Raw genomic sequence first — 20,353 nt, forward strand, 5'->3', positions numbered from 1 at the left:
CGCAATTCTCCTTGCCAGCGGTAGCCACGTAGGTCACGTCGTTTCCGGTGCACGGACGGTGATGGTGCCGTCGGTGGGGAGGGAGAGGGTCCCGGGTTCGCCGGTCTCGTAGTCGCGGTAGGTGAATGCGATGTATCCCTCGTCGAGCTCGTCGTACTCGGCGGATTCGACGAGGCCCCAGCTGTTGGTGTCGGGGTCGATGAGGGCGAGGAGGCCTTGGCGGGCGAGGGTGCCTTCGTCGTCGAGTACTTCTTCCACGACGAGCTCGTCGGGTTGGGTGTAGCCCTGGAAGAGTTCCTCAGTGTCGTCGAGCTCAGGTTCGGCTTCTTCTCGTTGGATGCGCTCGAGCTCGGCAATGCGCTTCGCGACTGTGTCGTCGTCGAGGCCGGTGAAGACGCCGGCAGCCTTCCGCTGGATCTCGGCCGCGCGGCCGGCTTCGACGATCCGGGCCGCCATGTAGTCGTTGTAGTCCGGGACGCCCTCAACCCCGGTCCCGTCCAGGTCGGCCTGGTCTTCGGGATCGACGACGGCCATCAGCTGGTGGATGGTCTGCTTCGGCGTGATCTGCTCGACCAGTTTCAGGTCGTCAGGGAACACCCAGTTCTCGGGGTGCTCGGCTTCGGTCTGGTAAGGGTCGGGAGTCCAGTACGCCTGGATCTCGACGGGAGTGCCGTGGTCGTCGTACGCGATGCCTCGGCCCTTGGCGTTGACGGGTACGGTGACGCCGATGGAGTACGAGTTCCACATCATCTGAGCACCGTCGGGGGAGAGGCGTCCGAACGAGGCACGGAACCCGAAGTTGTCGCGCATGTCACCGGTCAGGAACTCCGCGTCAGGGCGCTGCAGGCCCAGGAGGGCGTGCATGCGCACCTTTCGGGCGAGGGACATGAAATCGCTGATCTCCTCGAGCACGGGAGGCTGTGTGCCGGGGCCCTTGGGCTTCACGGTGCGATACCAGCGGGTGACGGCGTTCTTGAACGTCTTGAACTCGTCGATGGGGAACAGCACGGGGGTGAAGTCCTCGAGGCGGACGCGCCCGCTCTCGTAGTCCTCGAAGCGCTGCTGCATGGTGCGGAACACCTCGTGGGCAACTCGAGCCTGGTGGTCGATGCGGCCGGCGATGAGGCGCACGTTGGGCCAGGAACGTAGGCCGAGCAGCTCGATGCGCTTGCCGTCGATGCCCCAGATCTCCCACCCCTGTGCGGCGAGGTACTGGATGATGCCGAGCATTGCGACGGTCTTGCCGGCGCCGGTCTTCCCGGTGATCAGGCCGTGCGGGTCGCGCTTGGGCCGCCAGTAGATGGTGTTTCCGTCTTCGTCGACGGCAAACGGTACTTTGAGGTCGTCGTACGTCGCGAGCGGGTCGACCGTGGCCGGTGCGATGTTGGGGTTGAAGATGACCCCAGACAGGTCCGGGCGCACTTCGAAGCGGACGGTGTCGTGTTGCAGGTCCCAGAACGCCCGCCACCGGCCGTCGAGCACCGCGGAGATCTGCGACTCGATGCGCGCACGCAAGGCGCTCGAGGACAGGCGGGGGGTGACTTCGTAGCGGACGGTGATCTCGCGCAGCTTTTCGTCGACGAACTTGGGGTTCGCTTTCGCGTCGCCGCCGAACGTCTTCGCGATCACCGTGTTCACACGCTCGATCTGGGCGTCCTTGCTGGTGTCCTCGACCACGGGGTTCACGCTCAGCTGGAACCACCCTTTGCGGGGCTTGTGCTTGCCGAGCTTGTACCGGGTGTCGAACGCCCGCTCCACGACCCGTTTGGTCTCCCCGAGGATCTCGGGGAACGACTCGTCGGAGACAGGGTTGTAACGCACCAGGACGCGCGTAGGACGCCCGAACCATCCTCCCCGCCATCGAGAGGCCACTAGGTGCTCTCTGGCGGGCGCAGGCCACCCCAGAGCGCCGTAGATCCGCAGCAGGCACAGATCGACCGCCTCCTGTCGCCGAGTGGACCTCACATGCGTGGTGATGACGGCCGCGGCGATCAGTACTGCGGCTGTGCCTGCGAGCACGAGAAGGCCTGTGGGCACCTCGAGGATCACGCCAACACCGACGAGCACGAGCCCGGCGGCCAGCAGCGACCCGACTGCCAGGATGGGCGGGTTGGTGCGGGGGAGTGAGGTGATCGCGGTCCGGGAGGACATCAGCGGCCCCCGGACTTCTCTTCGCGGGCGGCGTGGTGTCTCTTGATAGCCCACGCGCCGAGGGTGAGCAGCCCCACCAGGAGCCCGGCCAGGATCACGACTCGGGCGAGATCCAGACCGATGCCGTCGGCGATCGGGATCAGCACGTTCTCGTCGACGAGCAGGTGAGCCTGCAGGAGCGCACCGCGCACGTCGGGGAGAAAGGAAGCGAGGATCCCCGGACCCAGCAGGAACAACAGGATGGGGAGGGTGAGGATCAGCATCGTGCGGTCATCGTCGGTGTTCATGTGGTGCTCCCTGCTGCGCGTATGCGCGTTCACTCCATAAGGGGTCTGGTCTGGGTCGAGGAGTCGACAAACCTGTTGGCGCTCATAGCCGTTTGCACCAGTCGTCCGGGCACACTTCGATTCCCCACAGGCGCATGAACTGCTCGGGGTCGACGAAGTTCTGATGCTCGGGTCGGGTCGCCGGAGCCATCCGTGTCTCGTTCTGGGAGAGGGTGAGCTGCGCGACCTGCGGGTTGGTGTTGTCGGCGACGTTGATGCGCAGGTCGAGGTGACACCCTCCGCTGGGAGGGACGTTCCCGACCTTTCCGATCTGCTGTCCCGCTACCACCTGGTCGCCGACGTCGACGAGCCGATCCGACTTGTACATGTGGAGGTAGGACACGACGAACCCATCGGCGTGCTTGATCGAGAGCCACAGGGCGCTGCTGAGCGTGACCGTGCCGGGAAGGATGGCGTAGACGGGTGCGCCACAGTTGCCCGGCCAGTTCTGCAGGTCGATCGCGGCATGCCAGGTCGAGGCCCCCTCGACGTCGATGTCGCGGGGCCCGTACCCGCTGGTCATCTGGTACGGCTGGTCGAGGGGGAGGGCCATTTCGCCGCTGATCGTCCCCGTGCCGCATCCGGAGGCGATCCCGCCGCCGAGGGCGCTGATCAGCTGCTCCGCCCCGGCTTCCCACTTGTCGTACGCGTCGGGGTAGGCGCTGACCTGGACGGTTTGCGCGGCAACCCCCGGTGCCATGCGCTCCCACCCGTCGATGTCGAGCAGGCCGCGCGGTGAGCCACCGTTCGGGCCGTCGGCGCCGCCGAAGAACGCGCGGATCGAGTAGTCGAGGTTCATCCGTTCCTCGACGGATCCCCATCCGGCGCGCTGCTGGAAGGGATTGAGGCTGTCATGGTCGCTGCCCACAGCGTCGTGGTCGTAGGTGAGCGACTCGGGGACGCTGCTGTTGGCGTACATCCGCAGCACCGACTCCTGCAGAGCCGTCATCAACGCGACCTTCACGCCCTTGTCGGAGATCCCCAGTTGACGGCCGACGGTGATGATCGCCGTGGCGATCGCCAACTGCTTGCTGCTCAGCGTCACGGTGCCGCTACCGCGAGGGATCTCCAGGGAGTCCGGGGCGGTCGTAGAGGATGATGCCGAGGCCGCCGTGCCCGTCCTCGCTGGCGCGGGTGCGGGGGAGTTCGTCGCGGAGATAGTCGGCCGGGTGGAGGCGATCTCCGCGGGAACGCACCCGCTCGCCCCGCTGCCGGCGGCCGCGGCTGAGGAGGACAGCGCGCCCATCGCGACGACGACGAACCCGCCGAGCCCCAGAACGAGGGCTACGACGAGCGTGGCGGCGATGAGAGCGAGCTTCTTCATCGTGATGCGAGCTCCTTCGGCCGGAATGCCTCGAGCTCACGACGCCGTGCTTCCGCACGCGGGGACACCGCAGCAGGCCGCGGAGGCAACAACGATACGTCGTGCACCGGAGCTGCGGGGCGTCGACGGGCGGTTGCGACGCCGTTGTTATCGACCTCGATCCGACTCGGCGACTCCTGGACCTTCACCACCTTCAGCTCGCCGAGATCTGCGCCACCCTTCGTAGCGCGGTCGGCTCCAGCTCGTGCTGCCTTCCCGGCAACACCCTTGGCCACCTCTACCCCTGCTGCCGTGGCGGCGCCGGCGACACCGCCGCTGGCGGCACCCTTGGCGACGTTGACGGTGACTCGTCCCGCCGAGATCGCCTTCTTGGCGGCAGAGCCCCCGTGAGGACGTCCGCCCGGGCTACCGGTAGGGACTGATCCCGACCCGGTCGAGGCGCCGCTGCCACTGGTGAGTGCGGGGCGTGACGGTGCTGTGCGCTGCGGGTCGGGGACCTGTCGCAGCACCATCGGGTCGGGTTCGGGGAGGGCGGCAGCCGGCTTTTCCGCGGGCAGCTTCTTCCCGTCCTTGTGGAACAAGTCGTATGCGTTCTTGGCCATGCTGGTGACCGCGCCCATCTTCAAGAGGGCGTTGGCGTCCTTGGGTCCGCTCTTCATTCCCAGACCAAGGCGGCTCAGCGGTCCGGCGGCCATCCGGCCGGCCTTGAGCGTCGCGCGTCGTGCCCGCCAGATCAGCACCACCATGATGATCAGCAGGATCGACAGCAGGAACATGCGGAAGTTGTGCGGGATCCCGCCACTTGCCGTCATGATCCAGGTAGTCAGCTTGAGGTAGAGCGAGAGCAAGCAGGTCATCACGATCAGGCTGATGAGCCCCATGATCGAGTCGCTGATTGATCGCCACAGCGGCTCGCGGTTGACCGGGAGGATCGCGAGGTAGACGAGGAACATCGACTTCACCGCGGCGACCAGGAAGAAGAACACCGACACCATCAGCAGGGCGGTGATTGCCAGAGCGAACAGCAGCAGCGTGGCCACGCCGCCGGCATTGACGAACGCGAACATGATGTTCAGCCCGCCAGGGTTGTCCGATACGGACTTCGCGAAGTCGGGCAGGCAGCTATCGAAGTTGGCGTACGCGCCGGAGAAGATTCCGGTGATCGGATCGGATGCGCTCATGGCCTGCGTGTAGGGCTCCTGGCAGTTGTCGGGGAGCACCATGCCGTAGGAGATCACCTGGTGAGGGATGCGGATGAACACGTCCACGAGCTGTGAGGTCACAGCTGCCGACATCGTGTCGACGTCGGTGGAGGTCTGCGTGTCGTCGACGACGATCGCGCCGGCCAGCGATCCACCCCACTCCTGCGCCTTGTCGAGCATCCCTCCGGTGGCCGTCAGCGTTGCGACCGGGTTGGCGAGGATGCCCACCGCGAGCACGGACATCACCAGCGCGATGACGATCTCCCAGATGCCCGCGGATGTCTTACCGAACAGGATCGCTGCGCCTCCCACGAGTGCCGCGATGGTCAGCGCGAACGGGATCCAACCAATGCCGGACAGCTCGCCCTGCATCCAAGTGGCGAGCGCGTTGAATGGCGTCGCCAGCCAGGAGACCCACTCGAAGGACAGCATGAAGCTGAACAGCCAGATGATCGCCGTGGTGATGTAGTACTGGATCATCCAGACCAGCTGCACGATGAAGTTGGCTATCACCTTCCCCGGCGACCAGATATCGCCGGCGTTGACGTTGATCGTCGCGAACCGTTCGATGGGCACGCCGTGGCTGTCGGTGAACTCCGTGCCCTCCGGGAGAAGCCAGGAGGCGTGCGCTGCCTGAGCTGCGACGACGTTGAAGTAGACCAGCAGCAGCACCGTGAGGAGGATCCGGGCTTTCCACGGGTGTAGATGCGCCCACACGCGCGCTCGGAGAGCCCACGACGAGAGCGTGTGGAACGAGGAGGCGTAGAAGGAGATCACCGGGACTCCACTGGGGTCGAGGGCGTGGACATGACCGCCTGGCGCCGCTCTGGTCTGGCCGGAAGGGTCTTGCGGAACTTGCCGTAGCGGCCGCGGATGTCACGCATGATTCCTTCGCCGCGACGTTCCGGTGCGACCTGACGGTCCGCCCCCATCGGGCTGAGGTTCTGGGTCACCTCGCGGACGGTGTCGACAGTTACCGGGAGGCCGAGCCATTCCAGGGCGCGTCGTGCGAGCTTCTCGTCGGTTTGGCGCATCACGAACCTGATCTTGATCAGGCCGCGGGTCACCTCGTCGCCGAAGTCGGCAGGATCATGAGAGCCCACGGCGGCGGCCGCGCCGTGCTTGCGGCCGTCGCGGAAGAACGTCTGCAGCTCGGCCTCACCGTCACGGCTCGCGGTGATGTGATGGGCCTCGTCGAACACCGCCAGGGCGAGACGGTAGATGTCCATGAAGCACGCCTCACGGGTCAGCTGGGTGAGCACCGCGTACATCGCGCGCCCGAACTTCTTCTCCAGCGGCAGCTGCTTGAACAGGTGCTCCTTCTCCACCTCCGCGCGATCCGGCAAGGGCAGCCCGCGGGTGGTGAAGACGATGGCGTCTGCACTCAGATCCAGCGCAGGGATGGTCTCGTCGAACAGGACCTTGCCGAAGTCTTTGGTCGCTACGACGCGGATCAGGTGGAGCAGCTCGGTGGCGATCGTGTTGTCGGTGAGCTCGGCGAGGTGAGTCATCAGCGAGCCAAGGCTGGTGATCCCGTTCTTGGCCATGTACTCGGCCTCCAACAGCCGGGACAGCTCGACTCCGCGAGGTTCGACGGGATCGACGTTCAGCATCAGCGCGAACAGGGACTGCACCATGCGCGCGCCCTTATCCGGGCCGAGGACACGAATCGGGTCCAAGGACCACTCTGGTTCGAGGATGTCGACGACTCGCGCCTGCGCGCCCGTCAGGGACTGGGCGAAAGTCGCATACTCGCGCGCGTTCGTGCGGTCGATGGCGACAATGCGGCCGCCGCGGTCCAGAACGTCGCCGGCGATCGTCTTCAGCAGGACGCTCTTTCCGCCGCCGAGCTCCGAAACGACGCCGAAGGATCCCGACGAGTCGGCGCGGATGTTGCCGTGCAGATCGATCAGGATCGGCGTGTGGCGGCCGGTGGTGATGTTGTCCCCGAGGCGGATGCCACGGTCGTCACCGAGGAAGCAGCTCACGATGGGAAGACCGGAGGCGAACTCTCTGCCGGTGGTGATCTGTGCAAGATCCCGCACGATCCTCGAGGTGGGGGTCCCCGGCTGCATTGCCCACCACAGCTCCTCCTGACCGCCGAGCGGCGCCTCCAGGAGGAAGTCGCTGGCCTTGTAGTCCGCCGCAACGTAACGCGCCCGTGCCTGGGCGATGTCTGCCGTCTCCCCGCCGACGGCGAAGATGACCGTGGCCTCGACCTCGACCTCCTTGTCGGAGGCGTTCAAAGAGGCGTGGTAGGCGGCCAGCGTCTCCCCGATCTCGACGAGATCCGAGCCGCTGCCGGTGATCGCATTGGTGCCTGACTGCTGCTGCACCTGGTCGATGAGCTGCTCTTCGGCGCGCTTGTTGCGGCGCTTGACCGCCTCAGCCGGGGTCACCGTCAGACGAATCGCCCAATCGACGTCGACCTCGTACTGTTCGACTCGGCTGATCCACTCCACGCCGGGCATCAACCAGCCACCCTTGGGGCCGGCGACGACAGCCTGCATCACCTGGTAGCTGGGCTCCTCCGAGTAGGGGCTCTGCACCTTGAGGTAGCGCCGGTTGAACGGGAGGAACCTCTTGAGCTCGCTGGGGGAGAGGTCGGATTGGCCTCCCTCGTCCAGCCATGGCCGCGGCATCGCAGTTGGCAGCTGGGTGGCCGGGACCTCGTCGATCCCTGCTGCTTCATCGGGTGCGGCGCCGTCGGCGACCAGGCCGCGGTGCTGCGAGCGCAGCGCGATCCAAACCTGCTCGGCGACGGTGGCCGGGCGGGCGTGGAAGCCGGCAGGGATGCGGTGCTCGAGCTGTGTCGCAGCGGCCATCGCCGCAGTGACCTCAGCTTTGGTGGGGACGCTGCGGGGCAACGCCAACTGCTCGCGGAACTGGTCGAACCCGGCGCGCCATGCCGCGCGGGAGCGGGTGCGCCAGTTGCCTGCCGCGAGAGGGATCGACAGCCAGTAGACGCGCTCTCCGAGGGAGATCTCCTCGAGGGAGTCCAGTGTCAGGGCGCACTCCTCAGCCCATGCGGGAGCATCGCGGATGTCGACGCCGGCGAGCATCTTGTCAACGATGTCCACGGGATCCGTGGCGGCGCAGTACCCCAGAAGGAGAGCCTCGCCACGCAGCGACTGGAACAGGGCCTGATGCTGCGAGAGAACCAGCTGCAGCATCTCATCGGTGCCGAGGCCATGCGGGAGCCCTTGGAGTCGCCAAGTCGCCCAGATCGTCCCGGTGCGAGTCCAGGTGAGGTTGCCGGCGAATGCGGCGGCGGGGATCTGCATCACAGTCTCCTAGTTGCTGGTCGAGTGGATCTGAGCGAGCAGCCGCTCCACCCCGGTCTCGGGGCGGTGCGACGCGGCCGCCGCTGCGGCAGTGGGCGCCATGTCGCGGCGTTGACGGCGGGGCTGCGGGGCGGGCGCCGGGGTCGCCTTCCTCGCCGGTTCTGCGGCGAGCGGGGAGGGAACAGGTCGCCGCGCCGGCCGGGGGGAGAGCACCTGGGTGGCGCCACCTGCGGCGTGCGGTTGCGCGAGCCGGATGGTCTGCCCCTGGTACTTCCCCCCGAACGGCTTGAACATCGCCGCCGCTCCATCGAGGAACGCGAACAGCAGATTGCGTCGCGTCATCGGTATTCGCCCCACCAGCCAGGTGGCGGCGAAAGCGACCCCTGCGGTCACGAGGAGGTCAAGAAGGATCTCGCCAGTGCTCCACAGCAGCCCGCGGGTGACCAGCATCACCAGCAGCACCGCCCCGCCCACCCCGACCTGGGTGAGGGTGTACGGGCCGCCGGGAATGCGGCTGCCGTCGTTCATCCGGCCGATCATCTTGGGGAATCGGCGGGACCGCGTGTAGAAGCGGGCGATCTCCTCCTGCGGCACGGTCACACCGCCGGGGCGGTCAGCTCCGGAATCCCCCAGACGCCGGCAGCGTCAGCGGTGAGCTGCACCGCGGGCGATGCCGGGGCCGAGTTGACCTCGGTGTTGAGCCGGTCGGAGAAGAGCTGGATGCCGCCGTTGACGAGCATCACGACCACCGCGGCCGCCAGGCCGGTGACGATGATCTTGCCCCACTTGAGGTTGGTCATGATGGCGACACCGATCACGACGATGATGGCGAGGAAGATGACCGCGGCCTGCGCGACCGTCGTCCACGTGCCGAAGAGGCCGATGAGCCAGTCGGAGAGAGATTCCATTAGTGCTGTTCCTTTCGGGGTGCCCGCTCAGTGCGAGGGGGTCGGGGTGGGTGTGGCGGGTTTGGAGGTCGCTCCCTTCGAGCGCTCCTGTGGTGCGAGATCGACCGAGGTCGTCTCCCAGCGCCCATCCCTCGCGGTGAGGGTGAGGGCGTAGGTCGTGGTCAGCCGCTGACCGGTCGCGCTGGACACGTCCGCGGTGGCGAAGACGTGCACCACGTCACCGTTGGCGGGACTGTCCGATGGAGTGCGATCGCTGCGCACGTCGGTGACCTTGAGCTCCTGATACGGCGCCGGGTCGATCGCGGTGATGGTGGAGCCCGGCGAGATCACCCGGGTGATGTCACCGGAACCGGCGAGATACGCGCCCAGGAACGACTCCACTGTCGTGCGTGCAGAGGTGTTCGGCGACACCGTCTTCGTGTACGACAGCTGCACGGTCGATGCGTCATGAGCAGGCGCCGCCACCGGAGTGGGCAGAGCAAGGACCGTCATGCCGGCATCGCTGACTCGAACCGCGACCGAGAAGTACCTGCGCGGCCAGAACGTCGTGCCCTGGTCGGAGGTCATGTCGTACTCTTCGACGTTCGCGGCGACCACGACGGAGACGGTCCCCGCGTCCTCGATCGGGTCAATCGACACGACACTGAGATCTCGGTACGCCCACGCCTGCTCGCTGAGCAACGATGTCGCCGAGTCGTCGATGTAGTCCAACAGGGCACCCGGCTGCTGTCGGGTAGCCCCCAGCCACGCACCGACGAATGACGTCGCGTACGCGCCCGCCTCCTGTTGCTGCACCGTCAGCCCGGTCTGAGCGGCGACCACGGCCGCCGCAGGCTTGGAAGGAGGCAGCAGCAGCTGCATCCCCAGCGCCAGCACCCCACACGCGAGCCCCAAGTAGAGCAGCCCCGTCACGGCCTTCTGTGACAGCGAGCGCCCGTGCGACCAGCTGCTTCCCTGTGCAGCCGGCTGCGCGACCGGCGCGGCGGCGTCCGGGCCGGCGGACGCCGCCGCAGTCTTGCGGAACTTCATGATGCCTCCTCGGCGACGCCGCCATTGAGGCGGAGGAACTTGGATGCCGCGTCCTGGTAGCGGTCGGAGTTCAAAAACGCCAGTGCCCGCTGACGGGTGGTGGGGGAGAACAGCTCCTCATGCAGGTCCAGGGCGATGTCCTGCCCCTCGTCGAACACGCCCAGCACGGTCGCGTTGTCCTGGAGCTGCGCCAACAGATCGGCGCCGATGACCGCGTCGTCCTGGCCCTCACGTGAGCTCATCTCGCTCTCCTCGTTCCTGTGGTCTGCGAGAGGCGGTTCAGCCCCCTCACCTACAAGGGGTGGGCGCAGAGAGGCGAAGTGGACAAACTCGCCAGATTTCTTTCACGGCTCCCCGATACACGCCCTCGCGCCGCGCAATTCCGGGGAAATACGTGCTCACCGAGTTGCGGAAGATCCCGTCGGCACCAACTCCGATACACGCTCGGGTACACATCGCGTGAGGACCGTCGGGTGGGAACACAACCCTCAACCCGGGAGTCCCCATGTCGCTCACCAGCACGCGGCCGGCGCCGCTGATGACCCGCTTGAACACTGAATGGACCACGCTGATCGCTGAGAAGGAGCACCAGTTCGGTTCCCTCGGAACTGCCACCTCGGCAGCCATCCTCAAGAGGATCCGCGCCAGCAAGAACACCGCTCAGGACGCAGTCCTCTACGAACTCGTCACCCTCGCGCACGGTGGTGACCGCACAGCCGAGCGGGTCCTCCTCCAGGCGTTGATCCCCGCCGCGCAGCGCATGGCACACCGGGTGCGCTCCCTCGACGACTTCGACCGTCACGATCGCGTCGGGTACGCGATCGGCGCCGCGTGGGAATCCATCCAGCGCTACAAGCTCCACCTGCGCGGCCGCGTCATGGCGAACCTCACCATGAACATGCTCGGCATCCTCGCCCCCGAGAAGAGCGCCAACGATCGAATCATCGCCGACCGCACCACACCCGTCGCAACCGACGTACTCGAGGCAGAGGCAGGAGCCTGGGTGACGCCGGAGCCGACCCCCGAAGAGCGCCTCGCCGAGCTGTTCACCTGGGCGCTGGACAACAACCTCGTCACCACCGAGGAAGTCGCCCTGCTGTCACGCACGGCCCTCAGCGATGAGAAGCACGCCGCGATCGCCGAAGACCTCGGCCTCAGCATCGCTTGCCTCCGCAAGCGCGCCGACCGTATCCGCGCCCGCATCGCAGGCGCCGTCCGGGACGGACTGTGAGATGAGTTCGGAGTACCGTCGCCACGCATGGGATCGAGCGCACGACTTCGCCGCCCAGCACCCACTCTGCGTGACACCTGAGCAGTTCGCTGACGAGTACGAGGCGCTGATCGAAGACCTCAGCTGCGAGATCCGATACCCCGACCTGCCAGACCCGACCCCCGCAGAGTTCGCCGACTCATCCATGTACTGGTGACACCCACCTCCTGGGGGGCGGCGATCAGGCCTGGCACAATGGCGTGCATGCCCGAGCATGCCCCCGAGCTCGTCGACGACCTGGTCAAGACGATTGGACTATCACCATCCCGCGCCGGCATCATCCGGATCACGTACCAACATGGCCACGTCACCGCCGGGCAGCTCATGGAGCAGCTCGGCATCGCCCGCAGCACTTTGACTCATCACATCCAGCCTCTTGTGGAAGCCGGCGTCCTGATCGCCGAGACCGATCCCTCCCGCGCGGGGACCGCGTCCGGGTACAACCGGATCCTCTGGAGGGTCGACCACGACGTCCTGCAGCAGCTGCTCAGAGGCGTGTCGCTGACGCTCACCGGAGAGTGACCGCACCTCTTCCCCGACATGATCAGCCTGTCCCCCGAATGGGGGACAGGCTGATCTGATCAACCAGATTGTTAATCACATCACCCACCTCTAAGCCTTCGATGATCATCGCAAGCTGTTATTGTGTCCCCCACAGACTCAGGGGCGGGAGGCTCGAGCAATCGGGCCGATGAATCTGTCGACTCAGCTGGAAAGCTCCCACCCCTTGTAGGTAGACACCTGCGAAAGGACGACGGTGAGCACAGCAACCAGCACCGCCCCGGCCGAGCCCAAATCGGACAAGACCCGCGCCCGCGGACAAGACGCCAGCAGCCAGGCCGCGATCACCCCCGTGCGCACCCGCCGGTCGGGTATCTGGCTCGCCGCAGCGATCGTGCTCATCCTGATCGGCGCGATCGGCGGCGCATTCCTCTATACGACCGCCAGCAACACACAGCAGGTCTTCGTCTCCGCGCACACCATCGAGCGGGGAGACACCATCGAGCGCGACGACCTGACGACGATCGCCCTCGCCGCCGGGCAGACCACCGCCGCCATCCCCGTCGCTCGCGCGGACGAGGTTCTCGGCAAGATCGCCGCCAACGACATCGCCGCCGGCGGCATGATCACCGACAGCGACCTCACCACCAGCCTCCCCGTCCCCTCCGGCCAGGCGCTCGTCGGCCTCGAGCTCAAGAGCAGCCAACTGCCCGCGCAGACTCTCGTCGCCGGAGACGAGGTGGTCATCGTTCCGGTGGCCACACAAGCAGCCACCGGCGGAATCACCACTGTCGACCCCTCCACCACCGTCCAAGGCACCGTGTCACAGGTGCGGGCCTCCACCAGCACCACCGGCACCGTCATCGTCGACGTCTATGTCGAGGCCCGGTCCGCCGCCAACGTCGCCAGCCAGGCAGCCGCCGGTGCCGTCGCCATCTACCTCGCACCCGGAGACTGACCCGTGGCCGTCATCACGCTCACAAGCGTCAGCGGATCCCCAGGGGTCAGCACCGCCGCCCTCGCCCTCGGTGTCCACTGGCCACGCCCCGTCGTTGTCATCGAAGCCGACACGAACGCCGTCACCAGCGCCATGCCCGGATTCTTCCGATCCAACCTGCTCCCTGAGCTCGGCGGCATCGACAAGCTGCAACTCGCCTACAGCCGCGGCGTCCTCACCCCTGAGGACCTCCTCGACCCCGAACGGTTCCTCGCGATCGCCGTGCACGAACTGCCCCCGATCAAGGCTGCCCCCATCCCCACCATCCCCGCCGGCCACAAGCTCTGGATCGTCCCCGGGTTCTTCCACCTCGGGATCGCCGACGGGGTCAGCGGACTCTGGGTCCGGCTCCCCGAACTGCTCCGCTCCCTCTCCGAAGCCGGCATCGACGTCATCATCGACCTCGGCCGCCTCGGACGAGACGACGTTCGCCTTCCCCTGATCGATACCTCAGACCGCGTCCTGATCTGCGCGAACTCCACGATGGTCGACCTGAACCGTCTATACCGCCGCCTCGAAGGAACAGACCTGACCCAACGCGTCGGCGTGAGCGTCGGGAACGCAGAGAAGTTCCTCCTCCTCCTCAACGAAGCGCCAGCCGAGCAGATCCCGGCATCCGACTTCGCCTCCAACACTCTTCCCGTCCTCGCGACACTCCCGTTCGACACTCAAGGGGCCGCGACCTTCTCGGTGGGGCGCCCGGACCCCAAGCCCAACCGCAACGCGTACAGGCAGAAGATCCGCAGCGTCATCGCAGGGCTGGGCACCATCATCGGATACAGCGACCTCGATCGGAGCGCCAGCTGACATGAGCGACGAATCCGTCCCCGAGGTGCAGATCAGCACCCGCCCCTTCCTGGGCGACATGCTGACCGCACCCTCACCGCAGACCAACCCGCGCGGCAACGCTGCGGCAGAGAACCCGCACCTGTTCGCCGCGGCCACCGGCCGCACCCACTTGCACCGCGTCACCGAAGATGAACGCCCTCTGCCACCTGAACCCACCGCCGAAGTGCTTCCCGACAACTACCAGATGCCCACACCGCCTGCGCCGACGACCCGGCGCGCGGCGAGCGTCGCGCCGGCCACCGTCGTGGAGCCCTTCCTCGAGGACGTCGACTGGACCGTTGTCGACACCCTCACCAAGCAACTCACGCTGAACGAAGACGGAGCCGGCCGCACCCGCGCCGAGTTCGACGTCGCGACCGCCCCCGCCGGTCCGGACACCCCGTTCGAAGAGCAGTCGCTGGGAGAGATGACCCGGATGGTCGATCGCCACGCGGAATGGCGGGTGGTCAACCTCGGGAGCGACAACGAGTGGAGCCCCCGCAAACGCGCCCAACACGTCCAGGCCGTCTTCGACAACGTCTTCCGATACGGGCGGCTGCAGCAGTACCTGCGCGAACCCGACGTGGAGGACGTCAGCGTCGTCGGCCACGACAACGTCATGGTTACCAAGACCACGGGCCGCCGCGAACAGCGCCCCGCCCTGGCAGAACACGGCGCCGACCTCGAGCAGATGGTGTCCGACATCGCATCCTGGCGTGGACGCAACTTCTCCCGTCCCGGCGGGCACCTCGACCTAGACATCGGAGGAGCCCGGCTCTCCGCCACCGGCGTCCCCAACACCAGTGTCCCCAACCTCACCATCCGCAAGCACAACCTCGTCGACGTGGATCTCGACGACCTGGTCGGCAAGAACACGCTCACCGCGAAGATGAGAACCTTCCTCACACTCGCCGCCCGAGCCAACTGCTCCGCGCTCATCGCCGGATACCCCGGAACCGGAAAGACCACCTTCCTCCGCGCATGGATGGCGACCGTCCCCTGGGAAGAGAAGATCGTCACCATCGAAACCGAACGCGAGCTCTACCTGAACAAGGGGCCCCGCCACTCGCAGGTGCAGGACCTCCAGTACAGCCCCGCAATGTTCGCCGGCAGCGACGTGACCGCCTCCTACAGCCTCGCCGACGCGTTCTACGAATCCCTGCGCTCCTCCGCCCAGCGCATCCTGTTCGGCGAGATGCGCGGTCCCGAATCCGGGTGGGCGATGAAGGCCATGCAGGCCGGACGCGGATCCGTGTCCACCATCCACGCCCGCAGCGCCGACGACGCCATCCACCGCTTCGCCGACATGCTCATGAGCGAGTACGGACTCGCGACCGACACCGTCCCGCTCCGCCAGATCCTGCGCAGCATCGACATCATCATCTACCTCGACTTCATCGAGAACCCCGACGGCACCCGCACCCGCATCGTGTCCGAAGTCGCCGAGGTCGTACCCAACGACCGAGGCGAACCCATGGCGTCGAAGCTTTTCCAGTGGGACTGGGACCACGACACCTACGTCGAACCCGAGAAGCCCAGCAACCTCAAGCTGCTGCCCATGCTCGCCCGCGCCAGCCGCGTCAACGGAATCCCCTGGGAGTTCTGATGATCCTTCCCGCAGCAATCGCCGGAGCCATCCTGCTCGCCGGCATCGTGATGGTCGTCGCCTACTTCCGCCCCGCACCGGAGAAAGCACCCAAGCGCGCCAAGACGCAGGCCACCCTCGCCCAGCGGTGGCGTCGCGTCAGCCGTCCAACCCGGACGCGGCTGCTCATCGGCGCCGCCGTCGGCCTCGTGGCTGCCCTGTTCACCGGGATCCCGCTACTCCTGGTCGTCATCCCCGCCGCGATCGTCGGTCTCCCGCTGCTCCTCGGCAAGCAGGACACCCGCGAACAGCAGCTCATCCTGGCGCTGGAAGCCTGGGCCCGTTCGCTGGCCTCCACCGCCGAAACCGGCAAGTACACCCTCCGCGAGGTCATCGGCATCACCCGAGGCGCAACCCCGCCGCTGCTCCGCTCCGCCGTCGACCGTCTGCACGCCCGCATGTCCACCTCATGGTCGGCAGCCGAAGCCTTCAAAGCCTTCGCTGACGAGCTCGACAGCGCCTACGTCGACGAGGTCACGATCTACCTGATCCAAGCCGCCCAGTTCAACAGCGGCGGCCTCGCCCGCGCGCTCTCCGGCGTCGCCGACACGCTCGCCGTCCAAGCCAAGCAGCGCATGGAGATCTTCAACGAGCGTGAGAAGCCGCGACGGACCATGCAGATCATGACCGGCATCGTCGGTATCGTCCTCGCCGGCCTGGTCGTGTTCTCCCAGACCCCCACCATCGCCTTCTACCGCACCCCGGTCGGGCAGATCGCGCTCCTGGTGATCATCGGCATCTTCGTCCTCATCCTCGTCTGGGCGAAGTCGCAGACCAGAGTCCGCCCCGAGCCGCGGATCGTTCTCAGCTCCACCGCCGCGGAGGTCGAACGATGAACCCGCTACTCCTCGCCACCATCCCCGGCCTGATCGCCGGAGCCGGCCTGGCACTGCTTCTCCTGAACTACGCCCCCCGCACCATCCGCGCCGGGGACGCGCTCACCCGACTCGGGGAAGTGTCCATCCCCAACGCGACACCCGCCAAAGCTCTCGCCGGCTGGGACAAGGCCGGCGCCTGGGTTTCACGGCGCGCCCCCGGCATCCCCTTCTTCACCGCGCCGACCGCAGAGCTCGACCTCCTCGAGATCCCCGTCGCGCAGTTCTACGCCGACAAGCTGAAGATGGGGGCGATCGGGTTCTGCATCCCGCTCGGCTTCGCAGCCCTCCTTCAAATCGCCGGCCTCAGCTTTCCGCTGCCGCTGCTGTTCTGCCCCATCCTCGCGTTCGTGTTCTGGATCATCCCCGACTCGAGCGTGCGCACCAAAGCAAAAGAAGCCCGCCGCGAGTTCACCCGGTTCGTGACCGTCTACTTGCAGCTGGTCGCCGTCGCTCTCCTCGGCAACACCACCGCCGACGCTGCGCTGATGTCCGCAGCATCCGTCTCCGACTCCTGGGTCTTCCGCCGCATCCGCCGCGAGTACCAAGCCGCCGAGCTCACTCGCACCAGCAAATGGGATGCCCTCGAGCGGCTCGGAGTCAGCGTCGGAGTACCCGCCCTGATCGACATGGCCAGAACGATGCGTCTCTCCGAAGCACGCGTCGGCCTCCGAGAGCAGCTGCTCCCCGCCTGCGACATGCTCCGTGCGCAAGTCGCAGCCAGCGACAAAGATGCTGCCGAGAGGGTCACCAGCAAGATGGACATCCCCGTCTTCTGCACCCTCATCCCGATCATGGCCCTCATGATCGTTCCCTCCGTCCTCCAACTGACCACCCTCTGAGCACCACCCACACCGAAAGGAACACCAATGAGCACCATCAGCGACAAGGTCACAAAGGCGGTCATCGTCACCCAGGCCCGGGTCCGTGACGGCATCGACCGCCTCACCGACGAGCCCGAATCGGGACTCGACGACGCAGCCTGGAAAGCGATCTGGATCACCGTCGGCGGCGCAGCGGCGATCGCGATCGCGACCATGCTGTTCACCTGGGGTCAGGGCTACATCCAGGACCGCCTCAACGGGTTCTGATCGCACGATGCGCAACTGGCTCCGACGCACCAGCAGGACGCTGGCCAAAGAAGACGGGATGGCCTCCACGCCCGTCCTCGCCTTCTTCAGCGTCCTGCTGGTGCTGCTGGGCCTCCAGCTGGGCACCTGGTATCTCGGCAACGACGCGGCCAACGTCGCCACACAAGCGGCCTACACCGTCGCTCGCGCCTACGAATCCGACTCCGCCGCCGGCATCGCCAGCGCTAACCAACTGCTCGACGGAACCGGCTTCCTCACCGGGACGAACGTCACCATCAACCGCACCGTAGACACAGTGACCGTCACCGTCACCGGCCAGCCCGTCTCCCTCATACCAGGGCTCACCCTCCCGGCCATCGAGCGCACCCTCACCGGGCCGATCGAACGATGGGTGCCGGCACCATGAAGACGATCCGCCGCATGATCCACGATGAGTCCGGAGATCTCGACGACCTCCCTGGCTGGACCATCCTCGCCCTAGCTGCAGTGACACTCATCGGACTGATCGTCTGGGTTGGCCGCGGCGGCGCCGCAGCCAACACCGTTCAAGCCGCCGCCTACGCCGCCGCCCGAGACGCATCCATCTCCCGGACCGTGGAAGAAGCCGTACCTCACGCGCAAGCCGCTGCCACCTCAGCCCTTGGCGGCAACGTCACCTGCATCAACCTCGACGTCGAGATTGGCGGCAACGGCCTCACCACCGGCATCGGCCAAACAGGCACCGTCACCGCCACCGTGACCTGCACGATCGCGACCTCCGACATCTCCTTCCCAGGAGTACCCGGCTCGGTCACGATCACCAAGACTGCCAGCAGCCCCGTCGACCCCTACCGAGAGAGGTGATCCAATGAAGTTCGTCCCCATGTGGCTCGGCTTCTTCGTCGCGCTCATCTTCATCGCCGGAATCGTCGTCGACGGGCAAGGCAAGACTCAGACCTTCCAACAAGCACTCACCGTCGCCCAATCAGCAGCCCGAGCAGGAACCAACGCAGCGACCGGCACCTCCGTCAATGGCGACGCCTTCGACCTTTCCATCCCCGCAGCCGTTTCGGCCGCAGAGAACTACATCACCGCAGCCGGCGCCACCGGCACCGTCACCGTCAACGGCAACGAGGTCTTCGTCACCGTCGACATGGCATACACCCCACGTATCCTCTGGATGATCGGACCCCTCCCGGTCCAGGCCACCGGATCCGCCGCACTCATCGACGACTAGGAACCACGCATGAAGACCACCAAGACGACCGCCACGATCACCCTCCTGGTCGCGGCCGCCATCGCGATGGCTGCCTGCACCCCGACCACGCCGACCGACCCCACAGGTAGCGCCACAGCCTCACCGACCACCTCGGAGTCCCCGAGCCCGACCGCAACTGCAGGTGCGGCTCCTGTTCAGGATCCGGTCCCAGCACCGACGACTCAGCAAGAAGCCATCACCTCGGCGACGAAGGCAATTGAGAACTACCTAGTTGCCTCGTTCGCTGTGGACGAGAATCCCGACTTGGGCGTGGAGTACCTAAGAGGATTCCTCGTTCAGGGTGGTGCGGAGCAGAAGGTCATCAGTGACACGGTGGCCCACAACCTCGAGAACGGCTGGCACAAGACCGGAAGCCCCACCACCTGGACGACTAACGACGCCATGTCCTATGCCTCGCAGACGACCAACGCAGCGACGGGGGAAAAGTTCGAGTTTGGAGCTGCAATCATCTACGGCTGCGGAGATAACTCGGGCTGGGACATCGAGGTCCCAGCAGGCCAGACCCCTCCTGCGATCCAGAAGGGTTCTTTCCCGCGCCAGTGGACCATGGTCTACGAGCAGAACGAGCACATCTGGCTGGTCCAGGAGTCGGTGTCTCTGACGGGCAAGGACGGTGCGCCGACATGCTAATCGGGCGGCAACAGCTCAGATACTTCGCATCGGCCGTCGCGCTCGCCCTTCTGGTCTGCGCGGCTCTGTTGATTCATCCGCTGTCGGCCTCGGCGAACTCTTGCTGGATCGACGAAGAGGGCCACCAGCAGTGTGATATCGAGATCGAGCAACCGGGCAACCCGGGCTCTGGTGATGGAACGACCGGTCCAGTTGGCTTCACGCCTGGACCGTCGACATGTGTGTGGAACGGTGGGACTTTCGGTGGCGACCGGTTCGGAAACGGAGGGACCCTCTACGAGGCACAGGAGGTCCCTTGCTCGACCGGCTCCAACTGGTGGTCCAACTCGCAACAGTGTTATTGGACCCTCGACGACCCGCAGCGGCCCGCGCCGAACGGTAAGAGCCCGAACGTGGGCGCGTACTACTACTGCGCTCCCTATGTCCCTCCAGGCGAGACCTCCAACGCGTTCCTCGTTTCTGCGTGGCAGGACGCTCCGCCTCCCGGGATCAGCAGATACACGCCTGCCCAAGCGGCGGGAATGCTGGTGCGAACTTTCACGCTGGAGCCGATCACGATCGGCATGGCACCTGAGAGCAAGGTCCACTCCGATGATCCGATCGGCACCGCCGCGTATCGGCGCACGTGGGTCGGGATCCCTGCGTGGCTGTGGGTTGATGGCACTTCGGAGAGCACCTGGGGGCCGCTGTCTCGTACCGCGACGTACGGGGGAGTGACCGTGACCGCGACGGCTGGTGTTCGCTCGCTGACGTGGTCGTCGGGTGACGGCCAGACCATCAACTGCGGCGTAGGTACGCCCTTCAACGCTGCAGCCATGGCCGATCAGCTGGCTGTCGATTCACCGACCTGCGGATTCCGTTACCAGCGGACCTCCGGCTCTGGCACCTTCACCGTGTCCGCGTCGACCTCCTGGGTCGTCGAATGGACCGGCGGAGGGGAGAGCGGGAACATCGCGATGCCCATGACCACCTCGACAGCCCAGGTGCGCGTGGGCGAGCTCCAGTCTGTCAACACCGCCAACTACGGTGACTGA

General features: G+C 66.3%; 23 protein-coding genes. 14 read left to right on the forward strand and 9 right to left on the reverse strand.

Going from position 1 to position 20,353, the window contains the following annotated elements; translation table 11 throughout:
* Window positions 1-33: 33 nt before the first annotated feature.
* The 9 genes from AC1Q49_RS08940 to AC1Q49_RS08980 form a co-directional block, all read right to left on the reverse strand.
* A complete protein-coding gene (locus AC1Q49_RS08940) occupies window positions 34-2,151 on the reverse strand; it encodes an FtsK/SpoIIIE domain-containing protein (protein ID WP_269268560.1) in 2,118 nt (705 codons plus the stop codon).
* A complete protein-coding gene (locus AC1Q49_RS08945; protein ID WP_234058043.1) occupies window positions 2,151-2,438 on the reverse strand; it encodes a hypothetical protein in 288 nt (95 codons plus the stop codon). The genes AC1Q49_RS08940 and AC1Q49_RS08945 overlap by 1 nt, the downstream gene beginning before the upstream one ends.
* Before the next feature lie 82 nt (window positions 2,439-2,520).
* Window positions 2,521-3,801 (reverse strand): M23 family metallopeptidase, encoded by a 1,281-nt coding sequence (locus tag AC1Q49_RS08950; protein WP_492491709.1) that lies wholly within the window; start codon window positions 3,799-3,801, stop codon window positions 2,521-2,523.
* Complete coding sequence (locus AC1Q49_RS08955; protein ID WP_492491711.1) at window positions 3,798-5,675, reverse strand: hypothetical protein; 1,878 nt, start codon at window positions 5,673-5,675, stop codon at window positions 3,798-3,800. The genes AC1Q49_RS08950 and AC1Q49_RS08955 overlap by 4 nt, the downstream gene beginning before the upstream one ends.
* A 101-nt stretch (window positions 5,676-5,776) precedes the next feature.
* Window positions 5,777-8,287, reverse strand: a complete 2,511-nt coding sequence (locus AC1Q49_RS08960; protein WP_269268563.1) for an ATP-binding protein — start codon at window positions 8,285-8,287, stop codon at window positions 5,777-5,779.
* 9 nt (window positions 8,288-8,296) lie between these two features.
* The gene (locus AC1Q49_RS08965) at window positions 8,297-8,887 is read right to left on the reverse strand and encodes a single stranded DNA-binding domain-containing protein (RefSeq protein WP_298744139.1); all 591 of its coding nucleotides are present in this window, start codon (window positions 8,885-8,887) and stop codon (window positions 8,297-8,299) included.
* Window positions 8,884-9,195 (reverse strand): hypothetical protein, encoded by a 312-nt coding sequence (locus AC1Q49_RS08970; protein WP_269268565.1) that lies wholly within the window; start codon window positions 9,193-9,195, stop codon window positions 8,884-8,886. The genes AC1Q49_RS08965 and AC1Q49_RS08970 overlap by 4 nt, the downstream gene beginning before the upstream one ends.
* Before the next feature lie 27 nt (window positions 9,196-9,222).
* Window positions 9,223-10,224 carry a conjugal transfer protein gene (locus AC1Q49_RS08975; RefSeq protein WP_269268566.1) on the reverse strand — a complete coding sequence of 334 codons (1,002 nt, stop codon included), beginning with the start codon at window positions 10,222-10,224 and terminating at the stop codon, window positions 9,223-9,225.
* Entirely contained in the window at window positions 10,221-10,466 is a 246-nt protein-coding gene (locus tag AC1Q49_RS08980; RefSeq protein ID WP_269268567.1) for a hypothetical protein, read from the reverse strand. The genes AC1Q49_RS08975 and AC1Q49_RS08980 overlap by 4 nt, the downstream gene beginning before the upstream one ends.
* Window positions 10,467-10,762: 296 nt before the next feature.
* Between AC1Q49_RS08980 and AC1Q49_RS08985 the strand changes: the two genes are divergently transcribed.
* The 14 genes from AC1Q49_RS08985 to AC1Q49_RS09050 all read left to right on the forward strand — a co-directional run bounded on the left by AC1Q49_RS08985 (window position 10,763) and on the right by AC1Q49_RS09050 (window position 20,353).
* Entirely contained in the window at window positions 10,763-11,455 is a 693-nt protein-coding gene (locus AC1Q49_RS08985) for a hypothetical protein (RefSeq protein ID WP_492491715.1), read from the forward strand.
* Window positions 11,456-11,525: 70 nt separating this feature from the next.
* On the forward strand, window positions 11,526-11,651 hold the full coding sequence (locus AC1Q49_RS08990; RefSeq protein ID WP_269268569.1) for a hypothetical protein: 126 nt from the start codon (window positions 11,526-11,528) through the stop codon (window positions 11,649-11,651).
* Between the two features lie 47 nt (window positions 11,652-11,698).
* Window positions 11,699-12,016, forward strand: a complete 318-nt coding sequence (locus tag AC1Q49_RS08995; protein ID WP_269268570.1) for a winged helix-turn-helix domain-containing protein — start codon at window positions 11,699-11,701, stop codon at window positions 12,014-12,016.
* 235 nt (window positions 12,017-12,251) lie between these two features.
* On the forward strand, window positions 12,252-12,953 hold the full coding sequence (locus AC1Q49_RS09000) for an SAF domain-containing protein (protein ID WP_269268571.1): 702 nt from the start codon (window positions 12,252-12,254) through the stop codon (window positions 12,951-12,953).
* A 3-nt stretch (window positions 12,954-12,956) separates the two neighbouring features.
* Window positions 12,957-13,799, forward strand: coding sequence for a hypothetical protein (locus tag AC1Q49_RS09005; RefSeq protein ID WP_492491718.1), 843 nt, complete (start codon window positions 12,957-12,959; stop codon window positions 13,797-13,799).
* 1 nt (window position 13,800) lies between these two features.
* Window positions 13,801-15,426 (forward strand): ATPase, T2SS/T4P/T4SS family, encoded by a 1,626-nt coding sequence (locus tag AC1Q49_RS09010; protein ID WP_298744130.1) that lies wholly within the window; start codon window positions 13,801-13,803, stop codon window positions 15,424-15,426.
* Window positions 15,426-16,301, forward strand: coding sequence for a type II secretion system F family protein (locus tag AC1Q49_RS09015; RefSeq protein WP_454115818.1), 876 nt, complete (start codon window positions 15,426-15,428; stop codon window positions 16,299-16,301). Before AC1Q49_RS09010 ends, AC1Q49_RS09015 begins: the two co-directional genes overlap by 1 nt.
* Complete coding sequence (locus AC1Q49_RS09020) at window positions 16,298-17,182, forward strand: hypothetical protein (protein WP_492491721.1); 885 nt, start codon at window positions 16,298-16,300, stop codon at window positions 17,180-17,182. Before AC1Q49_RS09015 ends, AC1Q49_RS09020 begins: the two co-directional genes overlap by 4 nt.
* 27 nt (window positions 17,183-17,209) lie before the next feature.
* Window positions 17,210-17,431 carry a hypothetical protein gene (locus AC1Q49_RS09025; RefSeq protein ID WP_242085723.1) on the forward strand — a complete coding sequence of 74 codons (222 nt, stop codon included), beginning with the start codon at window positions 17,210-17,212 and terminating at the stop codon, window positions 17,429-17,431.
* A gap of 58 nt (window positions 17,432-17,489) precedes the next feature.
* Complete coding sequence (locus AC1Q49_RS09030) at window positions 17,490-17,837, forward strand: hypothetical protein (RefSeq protein ID WP_269268577.1); 348 nt, start codon at window positions 17,490-17,492, stop codon at window positions 17,835-17,837.
* Entirely contained in the window at window positions 17,819-18,274 is a 456-nt protein-coding gene (locus tag AC1Q49_RS09035) for a hypothetical protein (protein WP_492491724.1), read from the forward strand. The genes AC1Q49_RS09030 and AC1Q49_RS09035 overlap by 19 nt, the downstream gene beginning before the upstream one ends.
* Window positions 18,275-18,278: 4 nt before the next feature.
* Window positions 18,279-18,647, forward strand: a complete 369-nt coding sequence (locus AC1Q49_RS09040; RefSeq protein ID WP_269268579.1) for a DUF3060 domain-containing protein — start codon at window positions 18,279-18,281, stop codon at window positions 18,645-18,647.
* A gap of 9 nt (window positions 18,648-18,656) precedes the next feature.
* A complete protein-coding gene (locus AC1Q49_RS09045) occupies window positions 18,657-19,319 on the forward strand; it encodes a hypothetical protein (RefSeq protein ID WP_269268580.1) in 663 nt (220 codons plus the stop codon).
* On the forward strand, window positions 19,313-20,353 hold the full coding sequence (locus AC1Q49_RS09050; RefSeq protein ID WP_492491726.1) for a hypothetical protein: 1,041 nt from the start codon (window positions 19,313-19,315) through the stop codon (window positions 20,351-20,353). Before AC1Q49_RS09045 ends, AC1Q49_RS09050 begins: the two co-directional genes overlap by 7 nt.

Source organism: Microbacterium sp. MPR-TSA4 (assembly GCF_058792815.1).

What these genes read in the sequence shown, in the direction of transcription:
- AC1Q49_RS08940 (WP_269268560.1), bottom strand. Translation starts at nt 2,151, where the DNA reads ATGTCCTCCCGGACCGCGATCACCTCACTCCCCCGCACCAACCCGCCC.
- AC1Q49_RS08945 (WP_234058043.1), bottom strand. Translation starts at nt 2,438, where the DNA reads ATGAACACCGACGATGACCGCACGATGCTGATCCTCACCCTCCCCATC.
- AC1Q49_RS08950 (WP_492491709.1), bottom strand. Translation starts at nt 3,801, where the DNA reads ATGAAGAAGCTCGCTCTCATCGCCGCCACGCTCGTCGTAGCCCTCGTT.
- AC1Q49_RS08960 (WP_269268563.1), bottom strand. Translation starts at nt 8,287, where the DNA reads ATGCAGATCCCCGCCGCCGCATTCGCCGGCAACCTCACCTGGACTCGC.
- AC1Q49_RS08970 (WP_269268565.1), bottom strand. Translation starts at nt 9,195, where the DNA reads ATGGAATCTCTCTCCGACTGGCTCATCGGCCTCTTCGGCACGTGGACG.
- AC1Q49_RS08975 (WP_269268566.1), bottom strand. Translation starts at nt 10,224, where the DNA reads ATGAAGTTCCGCAAGACTGCGGCGGCGTCCGCCGGCCCGGACGCCGCC.
- AC1Q49_RS08980 (WP_269268567.1), bottom strand. Translation starts at nt 10,466, where the DNA reads ATGAGCTCACGTGAGGGCCAGGACGACGCGGTCATCGGCGCCGATCTG.
- AC1Q49_RS08985 (WP_492491715.1), top strand. Translation starts at nt 10,763, where the DNA reads ATGACCCGCTTGAACACTGAATGGACCACGCTGATCGCTGAGAAGGAG.
- AC1Q49_RS08995 (WP_269268570.1), top strand. Translation starts at nt 11,699, where the DNA reads ATGCCCGAGCATGCCCCCGAGCTCGTCGACGACCTGGTCAAGACGATT.
- AC1Q49_RS09010 (WP_298744130.1), top strand. Translation starts at nt 13,801, where the DNA reads ATGAGCGACGAATCCGTCCCCGAGGTGCAGATCAGCACCCGCCCCTTC.
- AC1Q49_RS09015 (WP_454115818.1), top strand. Translation starts at nt 15,426, where the DNA reads ATGATCCTTCCCGCAGCAATCGCCGGAGCCATCCTGCTCGCCGGCATC.
- AC1Q49_RS09020 (WP_492491721.1), top strand. Translation starts at nt 16,298, where the DNA reads ATGAACCCGCTACTCCTCGCCACCATCCCCGGCCTGATCGCCGGAGCC.
- AC1Q49_RS09025 (WP_242085723.1), top strand. Translation starts at nt 17,210, where the DNA reads ATGAGCACCATCAGCGACAAGGTCACAAAGGCGGTCATCGTCACCCAG.
- AC1Q49_RS09030 (WP_269268577.1), top strand. Translation starts at nt 17,490, where the DNA reads ATGGCCTCCACGCCCGTCCTCGCCTTCTTCAGCGTCCTGCTGGTGCTG.
- AC1Q49_RS09035 (WP_492491724.1), top strand. Translation starts at nt 17,819, where the DNA reads ATGGGTGCCGGCACCATGAAGACGATCCGCCGCATGATCCACGATGAG.
- AC1Q49_RS09040 (WP_269268579.1), top strand. Translation starts at nt 18,279, where the DNA reads ATGAAGTTCGTCCCCATGTGGCTCGGCTTCTTCGTCGCGCTCATCTTC.
- AC1Q49_RS09045 (WP_269268580.1), top strand. Translation starts at nt 18,657, where the DNA reads ATGAAGACCACCAAGACGACCGCCACGATCACCCTCCTGGTCGCGGCC.
- AC1Q49_RS09050 (WP_492491726.1), top strand. Translation starts at nt 19,313, where the DNA reads ATGCTAATCGGGCGGCAACAGCTCAGATACTTCGCATCGGCCGTCGCG.